The sequence below is a fragment of the Flavisolibacter ginsengiterrae DSM 18136 genome (assembly GCF_059568575.1).
Window position 1 is genome coordinate 1 of record NZ_JCANTR010000037.1, and the last position, 17,517, is coordinate 17,517.

Annotated in this window: 13 protein-coding genes; 6 read left to right on the top strand and 7 right to left on the bottom strand. The window is 40.8% G+C overall.

The window, feature by feature from the left end; translation table 11 throughout:
- Positions 1-271 precede the first annotated feature (271 nt).
- The 4 genes from BP74_RS21005 to BP74_RS21020 form a co-directional block, all read right to left on the bottom strand.
- Positions 272-931 (bottom strand): NADPH-dependent F420 reductase, encoded by a 660-nt coding sequence (locus tag BP74_RS21005; RefSeq protein ID WP_496377424.1) that lies wholly within the window; start codon positions 929-931, stop codon positions 272-274.
- Positions 932-1,077: 146 nt separating this feature from the next.
- Positions 1,078-2,067 (bottom strand): aldo/keto reductase, encoded by a 990-nt coding sequence (locus BP74_RS21010; RefSeq protein ID WP_496377426.1) that lies wholly within the window; start codon positions 2,065-2,067, stop codon positions 1,078-1,080.
- Between the two features lie 70 nt (positions 2,068-2,137).
- Positions 2,138-2,491, bottom strand: coding sequence for a helix-turn-helix transcriptional regulator (locus tag BP74_RS21015; RefSeq protein ID WP_496377428.1), 354 nt, complete (start codon positions 2,489-2,491; stop codon positions 2,138-2,140).
- Positions 2,478-3,398, bottom strand: a complete 921-nt coding sequence (locus tag BP74_RS21020) for a helix-turn-helix domain-containing protein (protein WP_496377430.1) — start codon at positions 3,396-3,398, stop codon at positions 2,478-2,480. Before BP74_RS21020 ends, BP74_RS21015 begins: the two co-directional genes overlap by 14 nt.
- 210 nt (positions 3,399-3,608) lie before the next feature.
- On the opposite strand from BP74_RS21020, the gene BP74_RS21025 reads away from it, so the two are divergent.
- A complete protein-coding gene (locus tag BP74_RS21025; RefSeq protein WP_496377432.1) occupies positions 3,609-4,115 on the top strand; it encodes a hypothetical protein in 507 nt (168 codons plus the stop codon).
- A 42-nt stretch (positions 4,116-4,157) separates the two neighbouring features.
- Here BP74_RS21025 and lplA read toward each other — a convergent pair whose 3' ends face one another.
- Positions 4,158-5,138: a lipoate--protein ligase gene (lplA, locus tag BP74_RS21030; RefSeq protein ID WP_496377434.1), complete on the bottom strand. Its 981-nt coding sequence runs from the start codon at positions 5,136-5,138 to the stop codon at positions 4,158-4,160.
- Positions 5,139-5,393: 255 nt separating this feature from the next.
- Positions 5,394-6,956, bottom strand: coding sequence for a hypothetical protein (locus BP74_RS21035; RefSeq protein WP_496377436.1), 1,563 nt, complete (start codon positions 6,954-6,956; stop codon positions 5,394-5,396).
- A 500-nt stretch (positions 6,957-7,456) separates the two neighbouring features.
- Here BP74_RS21035 and thrA point away from each other — a divergent pair, with 500 nt between their 5' ends.
- The 4 genes from thrA to BP74_RS21055 all read left to right on the top strand — a co-directional run bounded on the left by thrA (position 7,457) and on the right by BP74_RS21055 (position 12,545).
- Positions 7,457-9,901: a bifunctional aspartate kinase/homoserine dehydrogenase I gene (gene thrA, locus BP74_RS21040; RefSeq protein WP_496377438.1), complete on the top strand. Its 2,445-nt coding sequence runs from the start codon at positions 7,457-7,459 to the stop codon at positions 9,899-9,901.
- Positions 9,902-9,957: 56 nt separating this feature from the next.
- The gene (locus BP74_RS21045; RefSeq protein ID WP_496377440.1) at positions 9,958-10,890 is read left to right on the top strand and encodes a homoserine kinase; all 933 of its coding nucleotides are present in this window, start codon (positions 9,958-9,960) and stop codon (positions 10,888-10,890) included.
- Positions 10,891-10,896: 6 nt separating this feature from the next.
- The gene (gene thrC, locus BP74_RS21050) at positions 10,897-12,189 is read left to right on the top strand and encodes a threonine synthase (protein ID WP_496377442.1); all 1,293 of its coding nucleotides are present in this window, start codon (positions 10,897-10,899) and stop codon (positions 12,187-12,189) included.
- 143 nt (positions 12,190-12,332) lie between these two features.
- Positions 12,333-12,545, top strand: coding sequence for a hypothetical protein (locus tag BP74_RS21055; protein WP_496377444.1), 213 nt, complete (start codon positions 12,333-12,335; stop codon positions 12,543-12,545).
- Between the two features lie 29 nt (positions 12,546-12,574).
- On the opposite strand, the gene BP74_RS21060 is transcribed toward BP74_RS21055, so the two are convergent.
- Positions 12,575-14,602: an O-antigen ligase family protein gene (locus BP74_RS21060; protein WP_496377446.1), complete on the bottom strand. Its 2,028-nt coding sequence runs from the start codon at positions 14,600-14,602 to the stop codon at positions 12,575-12,577.
- Positions 14,603-15,268: 666 nt separating this feature from the next.
- On the opposite strand from BP74_RS21060, the gene BP74_RS21065 reads away from it, so the two are divergent.
- Positions 15,269-17,517: immunoglobulin domain-containing protein (locus tag BP74_RS21065; protein ID WP_496377448.1), on the top strand; the 2,249-nt coding region annotated here is incomplete at its 3' end.

Genomic DNA, 17,517 nt, shown 5'->3' on the forward strand with positions numbered 1-17,517 from the left:
CGGTATATCTTCTTACACCTCAAAGGCAAATGATTGGAAGCTTATGTACCAGGAGCAATATCAAAATAGGGAAGAAGCTCACAAGAGGGAACTGGCTATCAAGAATAAAAAAGTAGGAAATACATTAAGTGGTTGATTGGGTGTGCTGGCTATAAGGCTTGCAGAAATTCGGCAATGTAGTCGGTTCAACAGCAAAAATTAATAAAAGCCCCGGGATTCCCCAGGGCTTTATCATTTTATAAAAGCCTAATCCTTAATGTTAACTATAATACTAGCTCACTACTTTAAAATTAAAGGCACCGTTTTGCGTAGCGTTCCAGATACGTAACCAGATGGGTAATACAGCTTCTGATCCTCTTGCTGTTGATATATCACCAAGGTCAAGAAGGTTTTCATTCTTCCAACCAAATTCATTCAACAGGGCTTTTACTTTTTGTTTGGCCTCAGCGTCATTGCCACTGATAAAATTGGTATGATCGCCACCATTGATCATGGCAGGATTCACCATTAATCCACACCACATGGTGTTCAGTGTTTTTACCACTTTGGCAGAAGGGAATGTTTTTTGTATTTCTTCTGCCAATGAATTTGTATTACTTAGAGAAGGAATCAAACTTGGTGGTGCACCTTTACTGAAGTCCAGGGGATTGGCAATATCAACAATGATCTTACCATTGATATTTGCTTCGCCTGCCATTTTCAGTGCTTCTAAAGAACCGGCTCCTGCCGTACAGTTAAAAATGATCTCACCAAAGGCGGCAGCATCAGCAAAGGTTCCTGAACTTGCCTTTCCTTCATTTTTGGCAACAAAAGCTTTTGCTTTTTCATTGTCAGCAGTGCGGGAGCCCATCTTTACTTCATGTCCCAGTTCAACTAATCTTGAACCTATGGTATCACCCACCATTCCGGTTCCTAATACAGCTATTTTCATTTGTATAAGTTTTTATTGATTTAAAATATTGACAGGGCAAAGTTCCAGCAATTGCATGGCTGCTTTATGGTCAATATCTTGGTTGAAATGGTCAATTTATTAAAGCCTGCTCAGTTCTAATGTATTAGTAGGGGCATCCATTGATTTTAATGTACCACCATTCCCATTTGTGGGGTTGCATACCGAGTCCCCGCAAAGGCACCTTCTGGAAAATTGATATTTAGCCAGTTCAGTTCTTCTGCATTCAACTTAATATCAGTGGCTTCAATATTTTCTTTCAGTCGGGTTTGTTTGGTGGTGCCAAATAATGGAAGAATATCATTACCCTGGTGCAGCACCCAGGCCAAGGCCAGTTGCGATGCTGTGCAAGCTTTATTCTTAGCCATTTCCTGTAATTGTGCCACTTTTTGTTTATTGGCTTCAAAATTTTCTCCAGTGAATCTTGGTGCATGCGCCCTGAAATCAGTTGGAGCAAATTCCCCTGTCAATTCTCCCGACAATAAACCCCTGCTCAAAACGCCGTAAGCCACAATACCAATACCTAATTCTCGACAGACCTGTAGCAATTCTTTTTCAATAATGCGTGAAGCAAGAGAGTATTCAACTTCTACAGCGGTTACAGGATGTACGGCATGTGCACGCCTTACCATGTCGGGAGTAGCCTCTGATAAACCGAGGTATTTGACTTTTCCAACTTTAATAAGGTCAGCAATAGCGCCTACTGTGTCTTCTATTGGAATGGCAGGATGCACCCTGCCTGGTTGGTAAATATCAATCGCTGCAACACCTAAGCGGTTCAATGAATAGGCAGCAAAGGTCTTTACCGCTTCTGGCCGTGTATCAAACCCAAGCCAGTCCCCGCTCGGAGAACGAAGGGCGCCGAATTTCACACTGATCACGGGTTTTTCAGTCCTTCCTTTCAACGCCTCACGGATCAGTAATTCATTATGCCCCATGCCATAATAATCACCTGTGTCAAGGAAATTGATGCCCATATCAAGTGCTGCCTTAATGGTAGCAATACTTTCTGCATCGTTCCGGGTATTGCTTGTACCGTACATATCACTCATGCCCATGGTGCCCAGCCCTGGAACAGAGACTTTCGGTCCTATCTTACCTAATTGAATCGTCTTCATTTTTGATTGGTTTAAATACAATGCAAATGTCTGACGCAATATTTACACCATCGTGGTGAGAAGTTCAGTTTTATCGGGCATGAGCATCACGGAACTTTTTTGGTGTTGTTCCGGCAAAATGCTTGAAAAATTTATTGAAGTTGGAGGGGTCAAAGGTCAATTGTCTTGCAATTTCAGCAATGGAACAATTGGTGGTGAGTATAAGTTCCCTGGCTATTTCCATGAGACGTTCCTCATAAATATCACATGGTGAACGTTTTAATTCATCTTGTATAGTATTGCTGAGATGTGTTGGGTGAATATGTAACAAAGCGGCTATGTCTTTTACTTCAAAACTGTATGTAACCTTACCTGACTTTAATTCATCAAGGTGCTTATTTAATTCATTCAAGTAGGCTTCAGTTATTTCTTTAGATCGTTTCACCAGGTGTTGACTTTGCTTTTCTGAATTCCAGGGGTGTTTGGCCCGCCTGGCGTTTAAAAAATTTACCAAAGTTAGCCGGATCCGAAAAATTTAATTGCCAGGCTATTTGTGCCATGTCATAATCAGTGTATTGGACAAGTGATTTGGCTTCCGTCATGATTCGTTCATTGATAAAAGCCAATGCATTTTTTCCTGAAGCGGCTTTTACCATTTGAGACAAATGGTTGGGTGAAATATGCAGGAGTTCTGCATATTCTTCAATAGTGCGTTTTTCCAGGTAATAATTGTTGACCAGTTGGATAAATTTTTTTAACAATAGTTGCTGTGGTGTGGTAAATCCTTGCTCCCATTGACTAAAGGCGGCGGCAAAATCTTTCAACTGGTATAACAGTGCCAGTAGTTTTAAAGAAGCTACGGTATGAACTTTATCGTTCGTTGACTTGTATGCTGAAAATACATCCTCAAATAGTGGTGCAAATTCATTAAAACGAAATTGATTGAGCTTGAAAAAGTTTGTATGCAGCAAATCAAAAAATGGAAACTCATTGCTAAAATCCGGTTTGAAAAAAGAGAAACAGTCTTTTTTAAAATAAATCAAATATCCCGATGCAGTATCATCGCGGTAAAAACTGTACAAGAGCCCGGGTGACTGGAAAACAAGGAAAGAATTAAGCTCTGTCACACTGGTGTTATCGTAGGTAATTCTTGTTTTACCAGCATTGCTAACTAACGCAATGAAATAAAAATCTTTCTTAAATGGAGGCTTATACTGATCCATTAATGGCATATTTTCTTTCAGCCGGAGGCAATACAAATTGGGATCATTGGTTTGGTACCCTGATGAAAATGATTTCAGAAATTCATTGATCTCTTTATATGCGGGAATTGTAAATAAGCTTTTTTTCACTAAATAAAGATAGATGCTGCTGACTGAGTTGGGGTGAAAACAATCATATGTTGCGAGGTTGATTCATCCACCTGGTAGAGTAGAGGTCATAGTATCGGCTCTGCATTCTTTTTTGCGAAACACTTTCGTACTTCACCAAATGTGATTTTATTAAAGTTGATTATCTTGATGTGGATAAATTCATTATCAACTTTATTTTCCTATTGCATTATGAACCATCCACTTTACGATTTTTTCACTGATGATCACCGCAGAATCGAGCTTCTTCTTGAGAAAGCAACAGAAGATGCGAATGTTGTTCAAATGGATTATTACCACAAGTTTCGCACAGGACTACTGAAGCATATTAAAATGGAAGAAAAAATTCTTTTCCTTGCGGCTCGCAAGGCCAATGGTGGTACTCCTTTGCCTCTTGCTGCCAAACTCCGGCTCGATCATGGTGCATTGACATCTTTAATGGTGGTGCCGCCTGACCCCGGGGTGATCAAAGTATTGCGTCATGTATTGGAAAAACATGACATCCTCGAGGAAGAATCTGGAGGCATGTATGAATTGTGTGAAAAATTAACTGCAGGTGAAACACAAAATTTATTGGAACAGCTCTCAAAAGTTACAGAAGTCCCGGTCCAGGCTTATAACAAAGCTGATTATGCGTTAGGAGCCGCTAAAAGAGCTTTGGAAAGAGCCGGATTTGACTTTGACTCAATAGCAAACTAACTTCAAACCGTAGTTATTTTCTCTTTATCTACAAAAAGCATTCTAAAAAAAAGCCCCAATCAGTTCATCTATGCCTATATTTTGGAAGTGCTTTTCAAGGGGCAATTGAGATAAAATATTTCTTAGTTCACTTTCTTCATGTTGAATATTGATCAAAGCTTCTTCAATTTCTTTAATACCTATTTCCGAGAAGAAATCACCAAAAATCTTTGCCCTTTCAATTATTCCGTTTTTTACATCCAGGTTAATTTCCAGCAAACCGCCTTGCGTACGAACAGCTTTTTTGTAATTGTATTCGGGAGATTTTCCGAAATTCCATTCGTGGGTAGCATATTTCTCGTCTCGTAGTTTTTTAATTTGTCGTATATCTTCTTCGGTAAATTCATAAAGACGGGCATTGGTATATGTGGCCAATACATGTGTCATCAATTTTTTTGTAAACTCATCCAGGCTTATTGGAGTTTTTAAATGATCGGAAATGTTGGTTACTCTTTTGGGAACTGATTTGATGGCCCTATCCGTGTATTTCACTGGATTGATACGCAGCGCTTCACTCACATCGCGTATTTTGGAAGCAAACAACAAGCAACCATGATGAAGGATTTTGTTTTTGTGAATATGAGCTGCATTGCCCGCAATTTTTTTCCCGTCTATCATCAGATCATTCTTTCCTTCAAATCGGGCATCAGCTCCTAAGGACTGTAGCACCTGTACAATAGGACGAGTAAACTTTTCAAAATCAGACAGGTTGGCATTCTTGACCTGTTGGGTAAAGGAAAAATTGAGATTCCCTAAGTCATGGTATACTGCACCTCCACCGGAGATACGTCTTACAACCGCAATCTGGTGTTCTTTTACATAATCGTAATTGATTTCTGCCAGGGTATTCTGATATTGTCCCACAATAATGGCCTTATCATTCCGCCATAACATGAAGCAATCCTCTTCTATGTACTTCAAAATATATTCGTCAGTGGCTACATTGAAATAGGGGTCCGTAGATTCATGATATATGCAAAGCATGGAAAGAAACAGTTTATTTTTCTTGTTTAAATATTCTAAGACTATGCTGCTATAATTATCAAACATTGTTACAATTGTTTGATAATTGATAGCATATATGCAGTATTTGTTTTCAACAAATACGTAAACTTTTGCTTTTCTTGCAAAAAAACAAATGTAAATCCTCCTGGTAAATAAGGTTTTTGAATTATGGAAATTCGGGAAACATCAACATGTTGAGTATTGAAAATAGCAATGAAAATGAAAAGGCTTGCCTTACAGCTGTTTTTCCTTTCTTCTTATCCTTGCATTATACTTTTCACCAATAACAGCACTCATGGGTTTATTAAACACCTTATGTTCTACCCAGGATACAATATCCAGGTAAACGAATACCCTCGTCTGGTAGCGTTCCGCTTCCAGCTTTTTGATCTTTTGAAGAAATATTTCCAGTTCTCCCTTCATTTGAAAGGGTGGGATCTGGAACGTTCGACGAAGGAACTTAAGGATCTCTACTTCGGTGTCGGTCAGGTTTTGCATTTTAGCCATGAACCTGTAGACTGACTTGGTAAGATATTGTAACAGTTCATAGTTGCCAAGTTCGTAATGAGCTAGTAAATGCAACAATCTGGAATAACACTGGAGGTCATACCTCAGGTCAACAGATTCATTGATGATCTTTACCAGGTAATCGATACAGGCATCATAGTTGCCACTTCCAAAATATAGGGTGGCTATCTTATAATTTAACACCAGCACACGATGCCTGTCAATAAATAAATGATATTCTTCCAGTTTTTCTTCAATGCCTGGCACCAATTGCAATCCCTGTTGAAAAGTTCCCTTCAGGAAATGCTGGTTGATCTTGGCCTGGGCAATGTATAGAAAACACTGAATCCGGAAGTTGTCGTTTTCCTGCACTCTTTCTGTTCGGGCAAAATTTTCAAACTCTTTTAAGGTTGGAGTAAATTGCTCATGGTTACGAAGGTCAAAATGTGCATTCAACAGGTTATGAATACCTTTTATATAGTGGCCGGTTTCCACCCGTTTCATTAAGGGAGATTCATGGAACAGGTCCACCCATTTTTGAGTATAGCGGTAATACTTCAAAAAGTCCTGTGTAATAAAGGCCTGCCAGCTATAGCTTTGATACAAATACAATTTTTCGTAAAAACCTGTTTGTTCCCAGGCATTTGGAGGCAGGCTTTCTTTCATGAACTGTTTAATGGACTCTTCATCTTTCCGGTTTCGCGTATGTCCATGTTTGATATACCAGCTATAAAGCATAAGGGCCAGGTTGGACAAACGTGCCACCATATCTATATGCCTGGATACTTCAAGGGCTTCAAGGGATAGTTGCTCGGCCTTATCCTGCATGCTTCGGGTAATATGAAGGGTTTCAATTCTTTTTTCCAGGGAGATGACCTGGCTTAAGAAATAAAACTTTTGGTGCGTTTTGGCAGTTTCTTTTGCTTTATCTAAAATGCGCAGGCTTTGAAGAAACAATCCTTTCTTATATAATATATGCGCATAATCAAATTGTTCATTGAGCTGCAGATCAATACTGTCGGCGCTTTTTAAGAGGCGTAGGCTGGCTAAAATTTGCTTATAAAGATGGGCCTTAAGATTAGAGAGCTGCGTTTTTTGTACCGTAGGTAGCTTTTTCAAAAGCACCTTCTCATCATACTCATTTAATTTATCTACTGCATCAAAAAGCTGTACAACTTTTAGGTTCTCATTGGAAGAACTCCTTTTTATATAAAGCTTAAAATGCCGTTTTTCGGCTTTTTCCATAGAACGGATGAGCTGGAATAATATATCAGGAGGTCTGTTGGACATAATACGGTAAATTCTATAGAACGCTGTACTGGCAAGGATTTAGGAGATGAAACTCTCTTTTGCCATGCTAAAACCATGTAAAATTAGGTTCAGGGCAGAATACAGGTGTTCCTATTTTAGTACTGGAAATTAATTTATATAGCAGGCAATCGTTAAAGCAGGCAATATTAGCGTCCTGAAAGACGAAAATAAAAAGTAAAAGTAAAGATTTTTATATAGCAAGCAATCGTTAGCGTCCGCTGTTTCTACAGTGGACTTTTCTTTAACAATTATACGCCTTTTTTTTATTAAAATTATTTTCCTATTTTGTAGGTACAAATGCTAAAGCATTCTTTCCATATTACTTTCTCTCAGCCAGTGTATATTACTGTTGGTTTTACTACTACAATTATTACAACAACCCGAAAGGGTTGTATATGATCATATTGCAATTGGCTAATTAGCGCTTTTCACAGGAGCATCTATTTTTTTAAGGCAGTACCCTTAAACCTTCACCTTCTATGCAAGTATTAAAATTTGGCGGTTCGTCTGTTGCCAATGAAAAGAATATAAAACAGGTCAGTTCAATTATTAAAAATGCACTGGCCAGGGATAAAACTATTGTTGTTGTTTCAGCCCTGGGTGGTATAACGGATCTCCTGTTGCAGGCAGGTTACCTGGCATCAAGTGCCGATAATGAGTATAAACAAAAGCTGGCCGAGATAAAGGACAGGCACCTGGAAACTGTCAAGCTTCTTTTGCCCCTGACGCACCAAAGTTCCATTTTAAGTGCAGTCATTCAATTGAATAACGAGCTGGAGGATATATGCAATGGTATATACCTTCTCGGGGAATTATCTGACAGGATTAAGGACCGGATCGCTGGTTTTGGAGAAATCCTGTCTTCCAGGATATTGTCCTCCTACCTTGAAGTTTCCGGTTTGACAAATACATGGGTAGATTCACGCCAGTTGATCATCACAGACAGCAAGTACACCAGGGCCCATGTGCAACAGGAAATAACCGAAAAGGCTATCCGTAAATATTTTCAATCTGCAATAGGCCAGTTATTTATTATACCAGGCTTTATTGCCAGTAACGAGCAGGGTCATACCACTACCCTTGGCAGGGGAGGGTCTGATTATACTGCTGCTCTCGTTGGGGCAGCAACGAATGCAGCTGAAGTGGAAATCTGGACAGATGTGCCGGGGATGATGACCGCAGACCCCCGTTTGGTGCCTCATGCAAGGACCATAGATAATATTTCTTTCCAGGAAGCCATGGAGCTTTCTCATTTTGGAGCCAAGGTCATTTATCCGCCTACCATACAGCCATTGCTGAATAAGAATTTATCGGTATGGGTAAAAAATACTTTCGCACCGGAAATGCATGGTACCCTTATTCAGTCTCATACCCAATCAGATGGAAGCATCATAAGGGGTATTTCCAGCATCAGTAAAGTGGCTTTGTGTAGTTTGGAGGGTAGTGGCATGGTAGGTATTCCGGGTTTCTCTAAAAGACTGTTTGATGCCCTGGCGCGCCAGTCGATCAATGTGATCTTCATTACGCAGGCCTCTTCCGAACATACCATTTGTGTAGGTATTGAAGAAGGTGCAGTGCGCCAGGCAAAAGCTATCGTAGACGAGGAATTTAGAAATGAGATCAGGGAGGGCAGGGTAAATCCCCTCGATATTGAGACCAGCCTGGCCATAGTGGCCCTGGTAGGTGATCATATGAAAAGTCATACTGGTATCAGTGGAAAGATGTTTGGTGCGCTGGGCCGAAATGGTATCAATATCAGGGCCATCGCGCAGGGATCTTCTGAAAGGAATATATCTACGGTCATCAACGCTTCTGATGTGCGAAAGGCGATCAATGTGCTCCATGAAGATTTCTTTGAAACAGCCTATAAACAGATCAATCTTTTTATTGTGGGCACTGGCAATGTGGGTAAGAAGCTCCTGAACCAACTGGAACAACAGTTTCAATACCTTCAAAAACATTTGCGTTTACAGGTACGGGTGATAGGATTGGCAAACAGCCGGAAAATGGTCTTTGAGGATAAGGGTATTAAGTTGTCAAATTGGGCAGATGCGCTGGACAATGGCTCAAAAATGAACCTGCAGGAATTTATTGAGGTCATTCAGTCCAAAAACCTGAGGAACTCCATTTTTGTGGATGTAACAGCCAATGAAACTGTTTCAAAGTCCTACGCTACTTTATTCAGGAAAAGTATTTCCGTGGTGGCCTGTAATAAAATAGCCGCATCCTCATCTTTGGAAAATTACCAGCAACTGAAAGACCTGGCAAGGGAATATAATGCCTTATTCCTTTTTGAAACGAATGTGGGTGCAGGTCTGCCGGTCATCAATACCCTGAACGACCTTGTCAGCAGTGGCGATACCGTGCAGACCATCGAGGCGGTGTTGAGTGGAACCCTGAATTTTGTTTTTAATAATTATAATGGGAAAAGCTCCTTTGCCTCTGTGGTAAGGCAGGCGCAGGATGAAGGATATACCGAGCCTGATCCAAGGCTTGACCTGAGTGGTACGGATGTTATGCGCAAGATCCTGATCCTGGCCCGGGAGGCCGGGTATCCTTTGGAAATGGATACCATTTCAAACAACTCTTTTTTGCCTTCATCATGCATGAATGGGAGTGTGGAAGATTTTTATAAGGAAATGGAGAAATATGAATCTCATTTCCGGCAGATATATGAGGAAGCTGCACGCGATGACAAAAAGCTGAAGTATGTAGCATCTTTTAAAGATGGTAAAGCCTCAGTGGGATTACAACATATTGACGCTGCCCACAACCTTTATCATTTATATGGTAAGGATAACGTGGTATTATTCTATACCAATCGTTATCCCGAGCAACCCCTGGTTGTAAAGGGTGCAGGTGCAGGTGCAGATGTTACAGCTTCAGGTGTATTTGCCGATATTGTACGGGCGGCCAGAATATGAGCAAATCAATGGGAGTATGACTTTGTTGCATTATAGTAAGTATTAAGTTTGGTTCAATGGATACAATCAGATCAGTTACGGTTCAATCGCCTGGCACTATTGCCAACCTGGTATGTGGTTTTGATATTTTGGGTCTTGCCTTACATCAACCCTTTGACTGCCTTACGCTGCGGCTTATTGACCGCCCGGAAGTACAGATCATACATCATGATGACTATGGCCTTCCTGTTGACCCAGTAAAAAATGTTTCAGGTGTAGTGCTTCTTTCCATCCTTGAAAAACTCAATAATGGCCAGGGATTCGAATTGATATCTGAAAAAAAAATAAAGCCGGGCAGCGGCATTGGGTCCAGTGCTGCCAGTGCGGCTGGTGCGGCAGTCGCAGCCAATATTTTGCTGGGAAATATCTTCACCCGGGAAGAACTGGTGCAGTTTGCCATGAATGGCGAAAAACTTGCCTCAGGGGTAAAACATGCCGATAATATTGCACCCTGTATTTATGGAGGTATCACCCTGGTTAGGTCAATTTATCCGCTTGATATTATATCCATTCCGGCACCTGGATTATTTGTCACTGTGGTGCATCCGCAGATCGAAGTCAAAACGGCTGATGCCCGGCAAATACTTAAAAAGGAAATCCTGTTAAAGAATGCTATTAAACAATGGGGCAATGTAGCCGGGCTCGTAGCTGGGTTTTTTAAAAATGATCATGAACTGATCAGCCGTTCCCTGGAAGATGTGGTCATTGAGCCATTAAGAAGTATTCTTATTCCGGGATTTGACGAAGTCAAAAATCAAAGTAAGGCTGCCGGTTCCCTGGGAGGAGGCATCTCCGGTTCCGGTCCTTCCATATTTATGTTGAGTGCATCAGAACAAACAGCAAAGGATGTAGCCCGGTTAATGTCGGATGTATATACAAGGCTGGGGATAGCATTTCATACCTATGTAACAACTATTAATCAACAGGGAATTATTCAAACAGAACAGTAGAATCGTATGCAATATTATAGTCTAAATGGTCAATCATCGGTTGTGGATTTCAGGGAAGCAACCATTAAAGGGCAGGCTCCTGACAAAGGCCTGTATTTCCCTACACAGATTGCCCAACTGCCAAAGGATTTTGTAGAGAACATTGAAGAATATTCAAACGAAGAAATTGCGTATGCCTTGCTTTATCCTTATATAGGAGATTCCATAGAGGCAACTACACTAAAAAACATTATTAAGGAGACCATCAACTTCCCAATACCATTAAAGGAAATAGCACCATCAACATTTGTTCTTGAACTTTTTCATGGACCCACTTTAGCCTTTAAAGATGTAGGAGCCCGTTTCATGAGCCGGTGTCTTTCCTGGTTTGCAAAAGATAGTAATCAAAAGATCGTAGTGTTGGTGGCAACTTCCGGAGATACAGGAGGCGCAGTTGCCAGCAGCTTTTACCAGGTGCCCAATGTTGATGTCGTCATTCTTTACCCTTCAGAAAAAGTCAGTCTTATCCAGGAGAAGCAACTTACAACATTGGGCAAAAATATCCATGCCCTGGAAGTAGCAGGCGATTTTGATGATTGCCAGGCACTGGTAAAAAAGGCCTTTGCAGACCAGGACCTCACCAACAGTATATTTCTCACATCCGCCAACTCTATCAATGTGGCCAGGTGGTTGCCCCAGCAGGTGTACTATGCATTGGCATGGAAACAATGGCCTTACAAAAAAGAGCCACCTGTCTTGTCGGTGCCCAGTGGCAATTTTGGTAATATCTGCGCTGGTATTCTTGCACATGTTTCAGGCATACCTGTAAAGCGATTCATTGCGGCCTGCAACGCTAATGATGTGATCCCTTCCTATTTGCAAACAGGAGAATGGGTTTCCAAACCCGCTGTAGCCACAGCTTCCAATGCAATGGATGTGGCAGACCCCAGTAATTTTATCCGCATACTGGAATTGTTCAATAGAAACCTGGAGCATGTCAAAGCAAAAGTCAGTGCGTCCACTACCAGTGACAAAGAAACTGCGGCAACTATACGGGAAGTATTTCAGAACTATGGCTATGTATTAGATCCTCATACCGCTGTGGCCTGGCATGCTTTGGAAAACGAAAGGGTGAAGGATGAAAAAGGTATCGTGATCAGCACCGCTCACCCGGTAAAATTCCCGGACTTTGTTGAATCTAATACCGGAAGTGAACTGGTATATCCCGCTGCAGTACATTCTTTGCTCTCTTTGGATTCGAAAAAGACACAAATGAAGGTGGATTATGCGGATTTAAAGGCGTTTTTATTATCTGTTTGATTATCACATAGGCTAATTTACTTCGTAGCATTCCCTCACATTTAACCTTTTGAGCGTATGAACACTATCGTGAATATTTTGTAACGGTTGTGCCTGATTCAGGCATCAAAATCTTATATTCGTATTAAGGAAACAAGCTAACAATGACACACCTCTTTGAACCATTTACGCCTGAGTTGTTCAAACAAATGACGGGTATGAATGCGCAGGATAATGAAGCCATTTACCTGCGCTGGGTCAACTCACAGATTAATTATGCCAATTACCAGAATATGCGGGAAATGAATAATTCACTTAGAGAAATTATTGGCCTTTTAAAGGAAGGAGCATTAGAAAATGCAAAGAACAACAGTTGATCTTTCCCATTTTCACTTATTCATTTTTCCTATTTTCCCTTCTCCAAAAAACTTTTCTTGTGCTGCAGGTAACTATCACCTGGAAATAATTGCAATCCACTATCTACCAGTTTCCGCATCCTTCCGGTATCATGGGGCAAATCATACAAATAGTTCAGGTATTCATTCCATGCCCATGATTCACTCCTGTATTGATTAAATGTACCAAAGGCCTGGTTCAGCGTGGCAGTGTCTTTTGCATGAAAGCTGGCAGCATTCAATTGTTGGTAAAGAGCTGCGCTTTTGGGTCGCTTATGAAAACCCAATTTGGCAAAATAAAGCGCACTGTCAGGTTTTCCTGTCTCACTATAAATTTTTGATAATAACAGGTCATCATAAGGGAGATAAGGATTTGCCTTTTGACCTTCCTTAACCAGTGCAAGAGCCTGGCCATAGTTCTTCTCTCTATAGAGATAATTGGCTTTGATGGTGGCCACGGGCATGCAGAAACTATTCAGATTAGGTATCGCAGGTAATCCGTTGCTCACCTCCTCATAGGTTTTTTGTGGTTTCTCCGATTGCACATCTGCGTTAATCTCAAATTGTGCTTTCATAGAACTATAGGTACTATAGGTTAACCATATAGTTGGGATCAATAATAGGGCACTCACTACCGAAAAGTATTGTCCGATTCTTTTTGAGGCAGTATTTTCTTTTTCATGGGATTTCTGTATTTGCAGGTAAGCGTTTAAAATAAGAGCCAACAAAAGAACAAAGAATACCTGCATCACCGGCCTTTCCCCGGGGAAGTTGAAAAATGCATCAATGGCATATACCACTAACCCCATGCAATAAAATGATGCTGTAATTGCGGCATCTTTATCTGTTTTATTTCTAATTGTTTTGTACAGGTAATAGCCTGCACAAATGAATATGGATAGAAAAAGCAGTGCACCCGGTATGCCTGTTTCTGTAGCTGCTTCCAGGAAGTCATTATGCACGTGGTAGTTGACTTCAAAATCTTTGGTCACCGTAGTTTCATACGGTATGGAAGCCAGTTTCCAATTGCCGTATCCTGCCCCCATGATGGGATGGTGTCGCACATAATCCATGGCATTGTTCCACAGTGGTAAACGGTGCCCGGAACCTTTTGCATCCACCGCGATGCTGCTTAATCTTTGGCCAAGATTACCAAAATAGGTTTCGTTTTCCTGCATGCCTGCTGCATTGCTTAGGGCAATAGCAGAAATTGTAAAACCGATTATAATAGGAAGTGCAATTGAAATGATGGAACTCCATAACCTGGTTCTTTGCCAATAAAGAAAAAGAAAATACAATACGGCAATCGTTATAAAACTGGTATAGGCAGCTCTGGCGTTCAACAGGGCAATAGCAAAACAGGAGAGGGTGAATGATGCCAAATAGAGCCATTTTTTCCATGAAGCTGAATGGTACAGTCCATAGAACAGGAAGGGTATCTTGATGACCAGGGAAGCTGCCAGGATGTTTTTATTTCCAGCCGTTCCTCTTAAGCCGAGTATTAATTGATTCAGGTCCACTTCACCATAACCCCTGGCGAAATTCATGATTACCATAAAAGACTGAATGGCAAGTATAATTGTAACTACTGCGCAAAGCTTTTGCAAGATTCCTCTTTGATTGTACAGTATAACAGCCAGGTTGAAGAACATGAGCAGGGTAGCAGTAAAGCGTGCAAAACAAACCAGGGATTCAATTCTATTAATGGCAACCAGTATGGATATACCAGACAATATATAAAAAGAGATATACAATATGGTTAGTGTACGCCTGGAGATCCGGTGAACTGCTAGATCAATACCTGCTTTGGTACTGATCATGAAGTATCCTGCACAAAAAAGGTCCAGGATGGCGATATACAGCCATTGTGGGCCCATTACGTCGGTGGCGCCGCCCTGTGGTATCAGCTCTGCAACAAGGTAGAATAGGACTATGATCGTTGAGAGATGGGGGGTATTACGTGCAGGCTTTTGATGAATGCTAACTGTAGAGACTTTATCGATTGATAGGGGCGTATTTTTTTTGGCTTTGCTACTCATCGTTATTCTGGAATGCAGTTAATTATCTTTTAAGATAATGAAGAATTGACAAAGCAGCCTTTTTGTAATTTCTGAAAAGTGCTGGTCATTGAGCAGTTAATCAATCTTAGTCCTTAAAGCTAAAATTATTAGTGTTCAGTTTCTCCTTTTGACTGATGAGCTCATGACTTATCGAAAAAATAATAAAAGAATATAAGGGTTAATACTTATTATTGCTCAGTATTTCATTATTTATTGTCTTTAAAAATGTAAAAAATAAATAAAAGAAATCATTGATTTGTTTATATTAATCCATTATTTTTGTTGTAATACCTATCAGAATACCAATCTATAATTCCTATCTGGCACCAATTCTGACCCCTCCCTTGAAATCTTTCTAACTCCTTACCCCGGAAGTTCCCATCCTATGTTGTAGCCTTTATCTCCAATACAGTTAAGCCATTAAGGGTATCTAATTTTTTTAACCATACTCATTGTAAAGCGTTTCCGACATGAAATGTATTTGCGATCTGCTTTTCCCTATATACCATTTTGCATTTGGCAAATCTCCGCCAACTTAATCCCTGTTTTTAAAGAATAGTTCTCATTCCAATCCTACCAAAACCTAAAGTCCAGTATTGATAAAGAGCCTTATCAATATTTCGAAATCAAAAAACAACAACAATTATGAGAACGTCTACCCGATGTCGTCAGGACAAATGGCGAACACTATTAGCAGGCGGCATCAAAGTCTTTTTGACGCTGTTCCTGCTTTCTTTTTTAACACCAAATATTTTTGGGCAAACGCCTCCTCCTGCAAGCACACCATGTGCTGCACACAGGTGGTTTGCCGGTGATGGCTGGCGTTTTAATACTGTATCGAACAAATGGGAAGCAGTAACATTGGCATCGCCCAACCTGCAACCAAAAGGAATTGTTCGTTGCGCCAGCTCTGCGGAAACAGAATCTGGGTTAACTGCATTTAAAGGCAGTTATCATTCTACAGCCAATGGTGGGTTTACCATTAGCCAGGGAAATTTTAATAATTGCTTTGATCAGCAAACTGAAACCAGAACAGCTTCTGTGAATGCCCCAACTGAAGGGGAAGATATTGTTTGGTTCAATTTTGATATCAGGCCCTTAGCTGGTACTTATCAATTTCAAATTGTAACTAATCAAACAGTTGGTTGGGCATTATATTATGTTGATCCTGCGTTCGCTCAACCTACAAGTGCAACAGGAACTTCCTATCCTCCCACAATTGATGGGATTTCAGGAGACTGCAGTAAATTGGTTTACGCTGATTGTGGTACCAGTGGAAATGGATGGTCAACTATCACTGTTCCTTCCTTCACAAAGCCAACCAACTATTATTTAGCTATGTGGCTAAATGATCCTGGTACTGGAGACGCGAAATCTACATTTCCTGGTAGTATGAACCTCACCTATAAATCAAGATATGGTTGTGGGGGTTCCACATGTAGTATAGCTTATTTAAGAACAGATCTTACTTGTACTACTACTGGTTACCAGGCTTGTTCCTGGTTTGGGGGTAGTGCAGGTCAGTGGACTTTACAGGATAATTCTCCAACTCCTGCCAGTTCCTATACAGTATCATATTATCTTGGAAATACTGATGGTACTGTTGGAGCACAAATTGGTACATCTACTACAAGTGCTAATCCAACGATAACTTTAGGTACTATACCTGATGGACCTGTGTTTGTAAAGATTTGTGCTGAGTATCCGGAAGGACAAACGCATAGTTTAACACTTGTCCCGGTGCCTGGTTATGATCCGGGAACACAAGGATATGTCGCTTGTACTTCTACAGCGACTACAGGTGTTTTATCAGGCCCAACGAAACCTGTAGTTGATGGTGCACCAAATACTCAAAATTTAGATTTATCAACTGGAAATGTTGCACACTTAACTGCTTCAGCAACTGGAGGAACTCCTCCTTATACTTATAGCTGGACTCAGCTTACAGCTGATGCAAATACTTCATTTTCATTTAACGCAAGTACTGGGGCTGCAACTTTTACGATCAATACTTTACCAACGGTTTTACCTTCACAATATCAATTTAAAGTTGTAGTTACCGATGCTATTGGTTGCACAAGCGAAGAGACAGTATCGGTCATTCCTATAGCTACACTTGAGCCTTGTGGTATCTATGGCCCTGCTTCTGCTTGTGCTAATACTACAGGTTTAGTTTATACATATGGTGATCCTACTACTCAAACACCATTTACTTTAAATACAGCCAATTTCAGTTATACATGGTCTGTAACTGGTAATGGAACTATAACGAGTGGTGTTTCCAATACTGGTACTGTTACACTTAGTTCTACTAATGCCGGAACTTTTGTAGTGAAAATGACAATACATAACACTACCGGCATCCTTGCAGATAGAACTTGTACATTTACTGTTACAGTGAATGCTATACCTGATGCTCCTGGAGCCGGTCCAAATTCACGTTGTGGTCCTGGTACAGTCGTACTGAGTGCTACGGGTTGTGCAAGTGGAACATTGAACTGGTATGATGTGGCAACTGGTGGTACTTCACTGGGTACAGGAACCACGTTTACTACTCCAAGCCTTACAGCTTCTAAAACATTCTATGTTTCATGTACAGTTGGTGATTGCGTCTCTCCAAGGACAGCAGTGCTGGCGACTGTGAATGATACACCTGGCGCACCAACTGGTGGTCCAAACGCCCGTTGTGGTACAGGTACAGTAGTTCTGACAGCAAGTGGTTGCACAGGAACACTGAACTGGTATGATGTAGCAACTGGTGGTACTTCACTTGGTACGGGTTCTCCATTTACAACTCCAAGCATCAGTGCTTCAAAGACATTCTATGTGTCTTGTACATCTGCTGCAGGTTGTGAAGGTCCAAGGACAGCAGTGCTGGCGACTGTGAATGATAT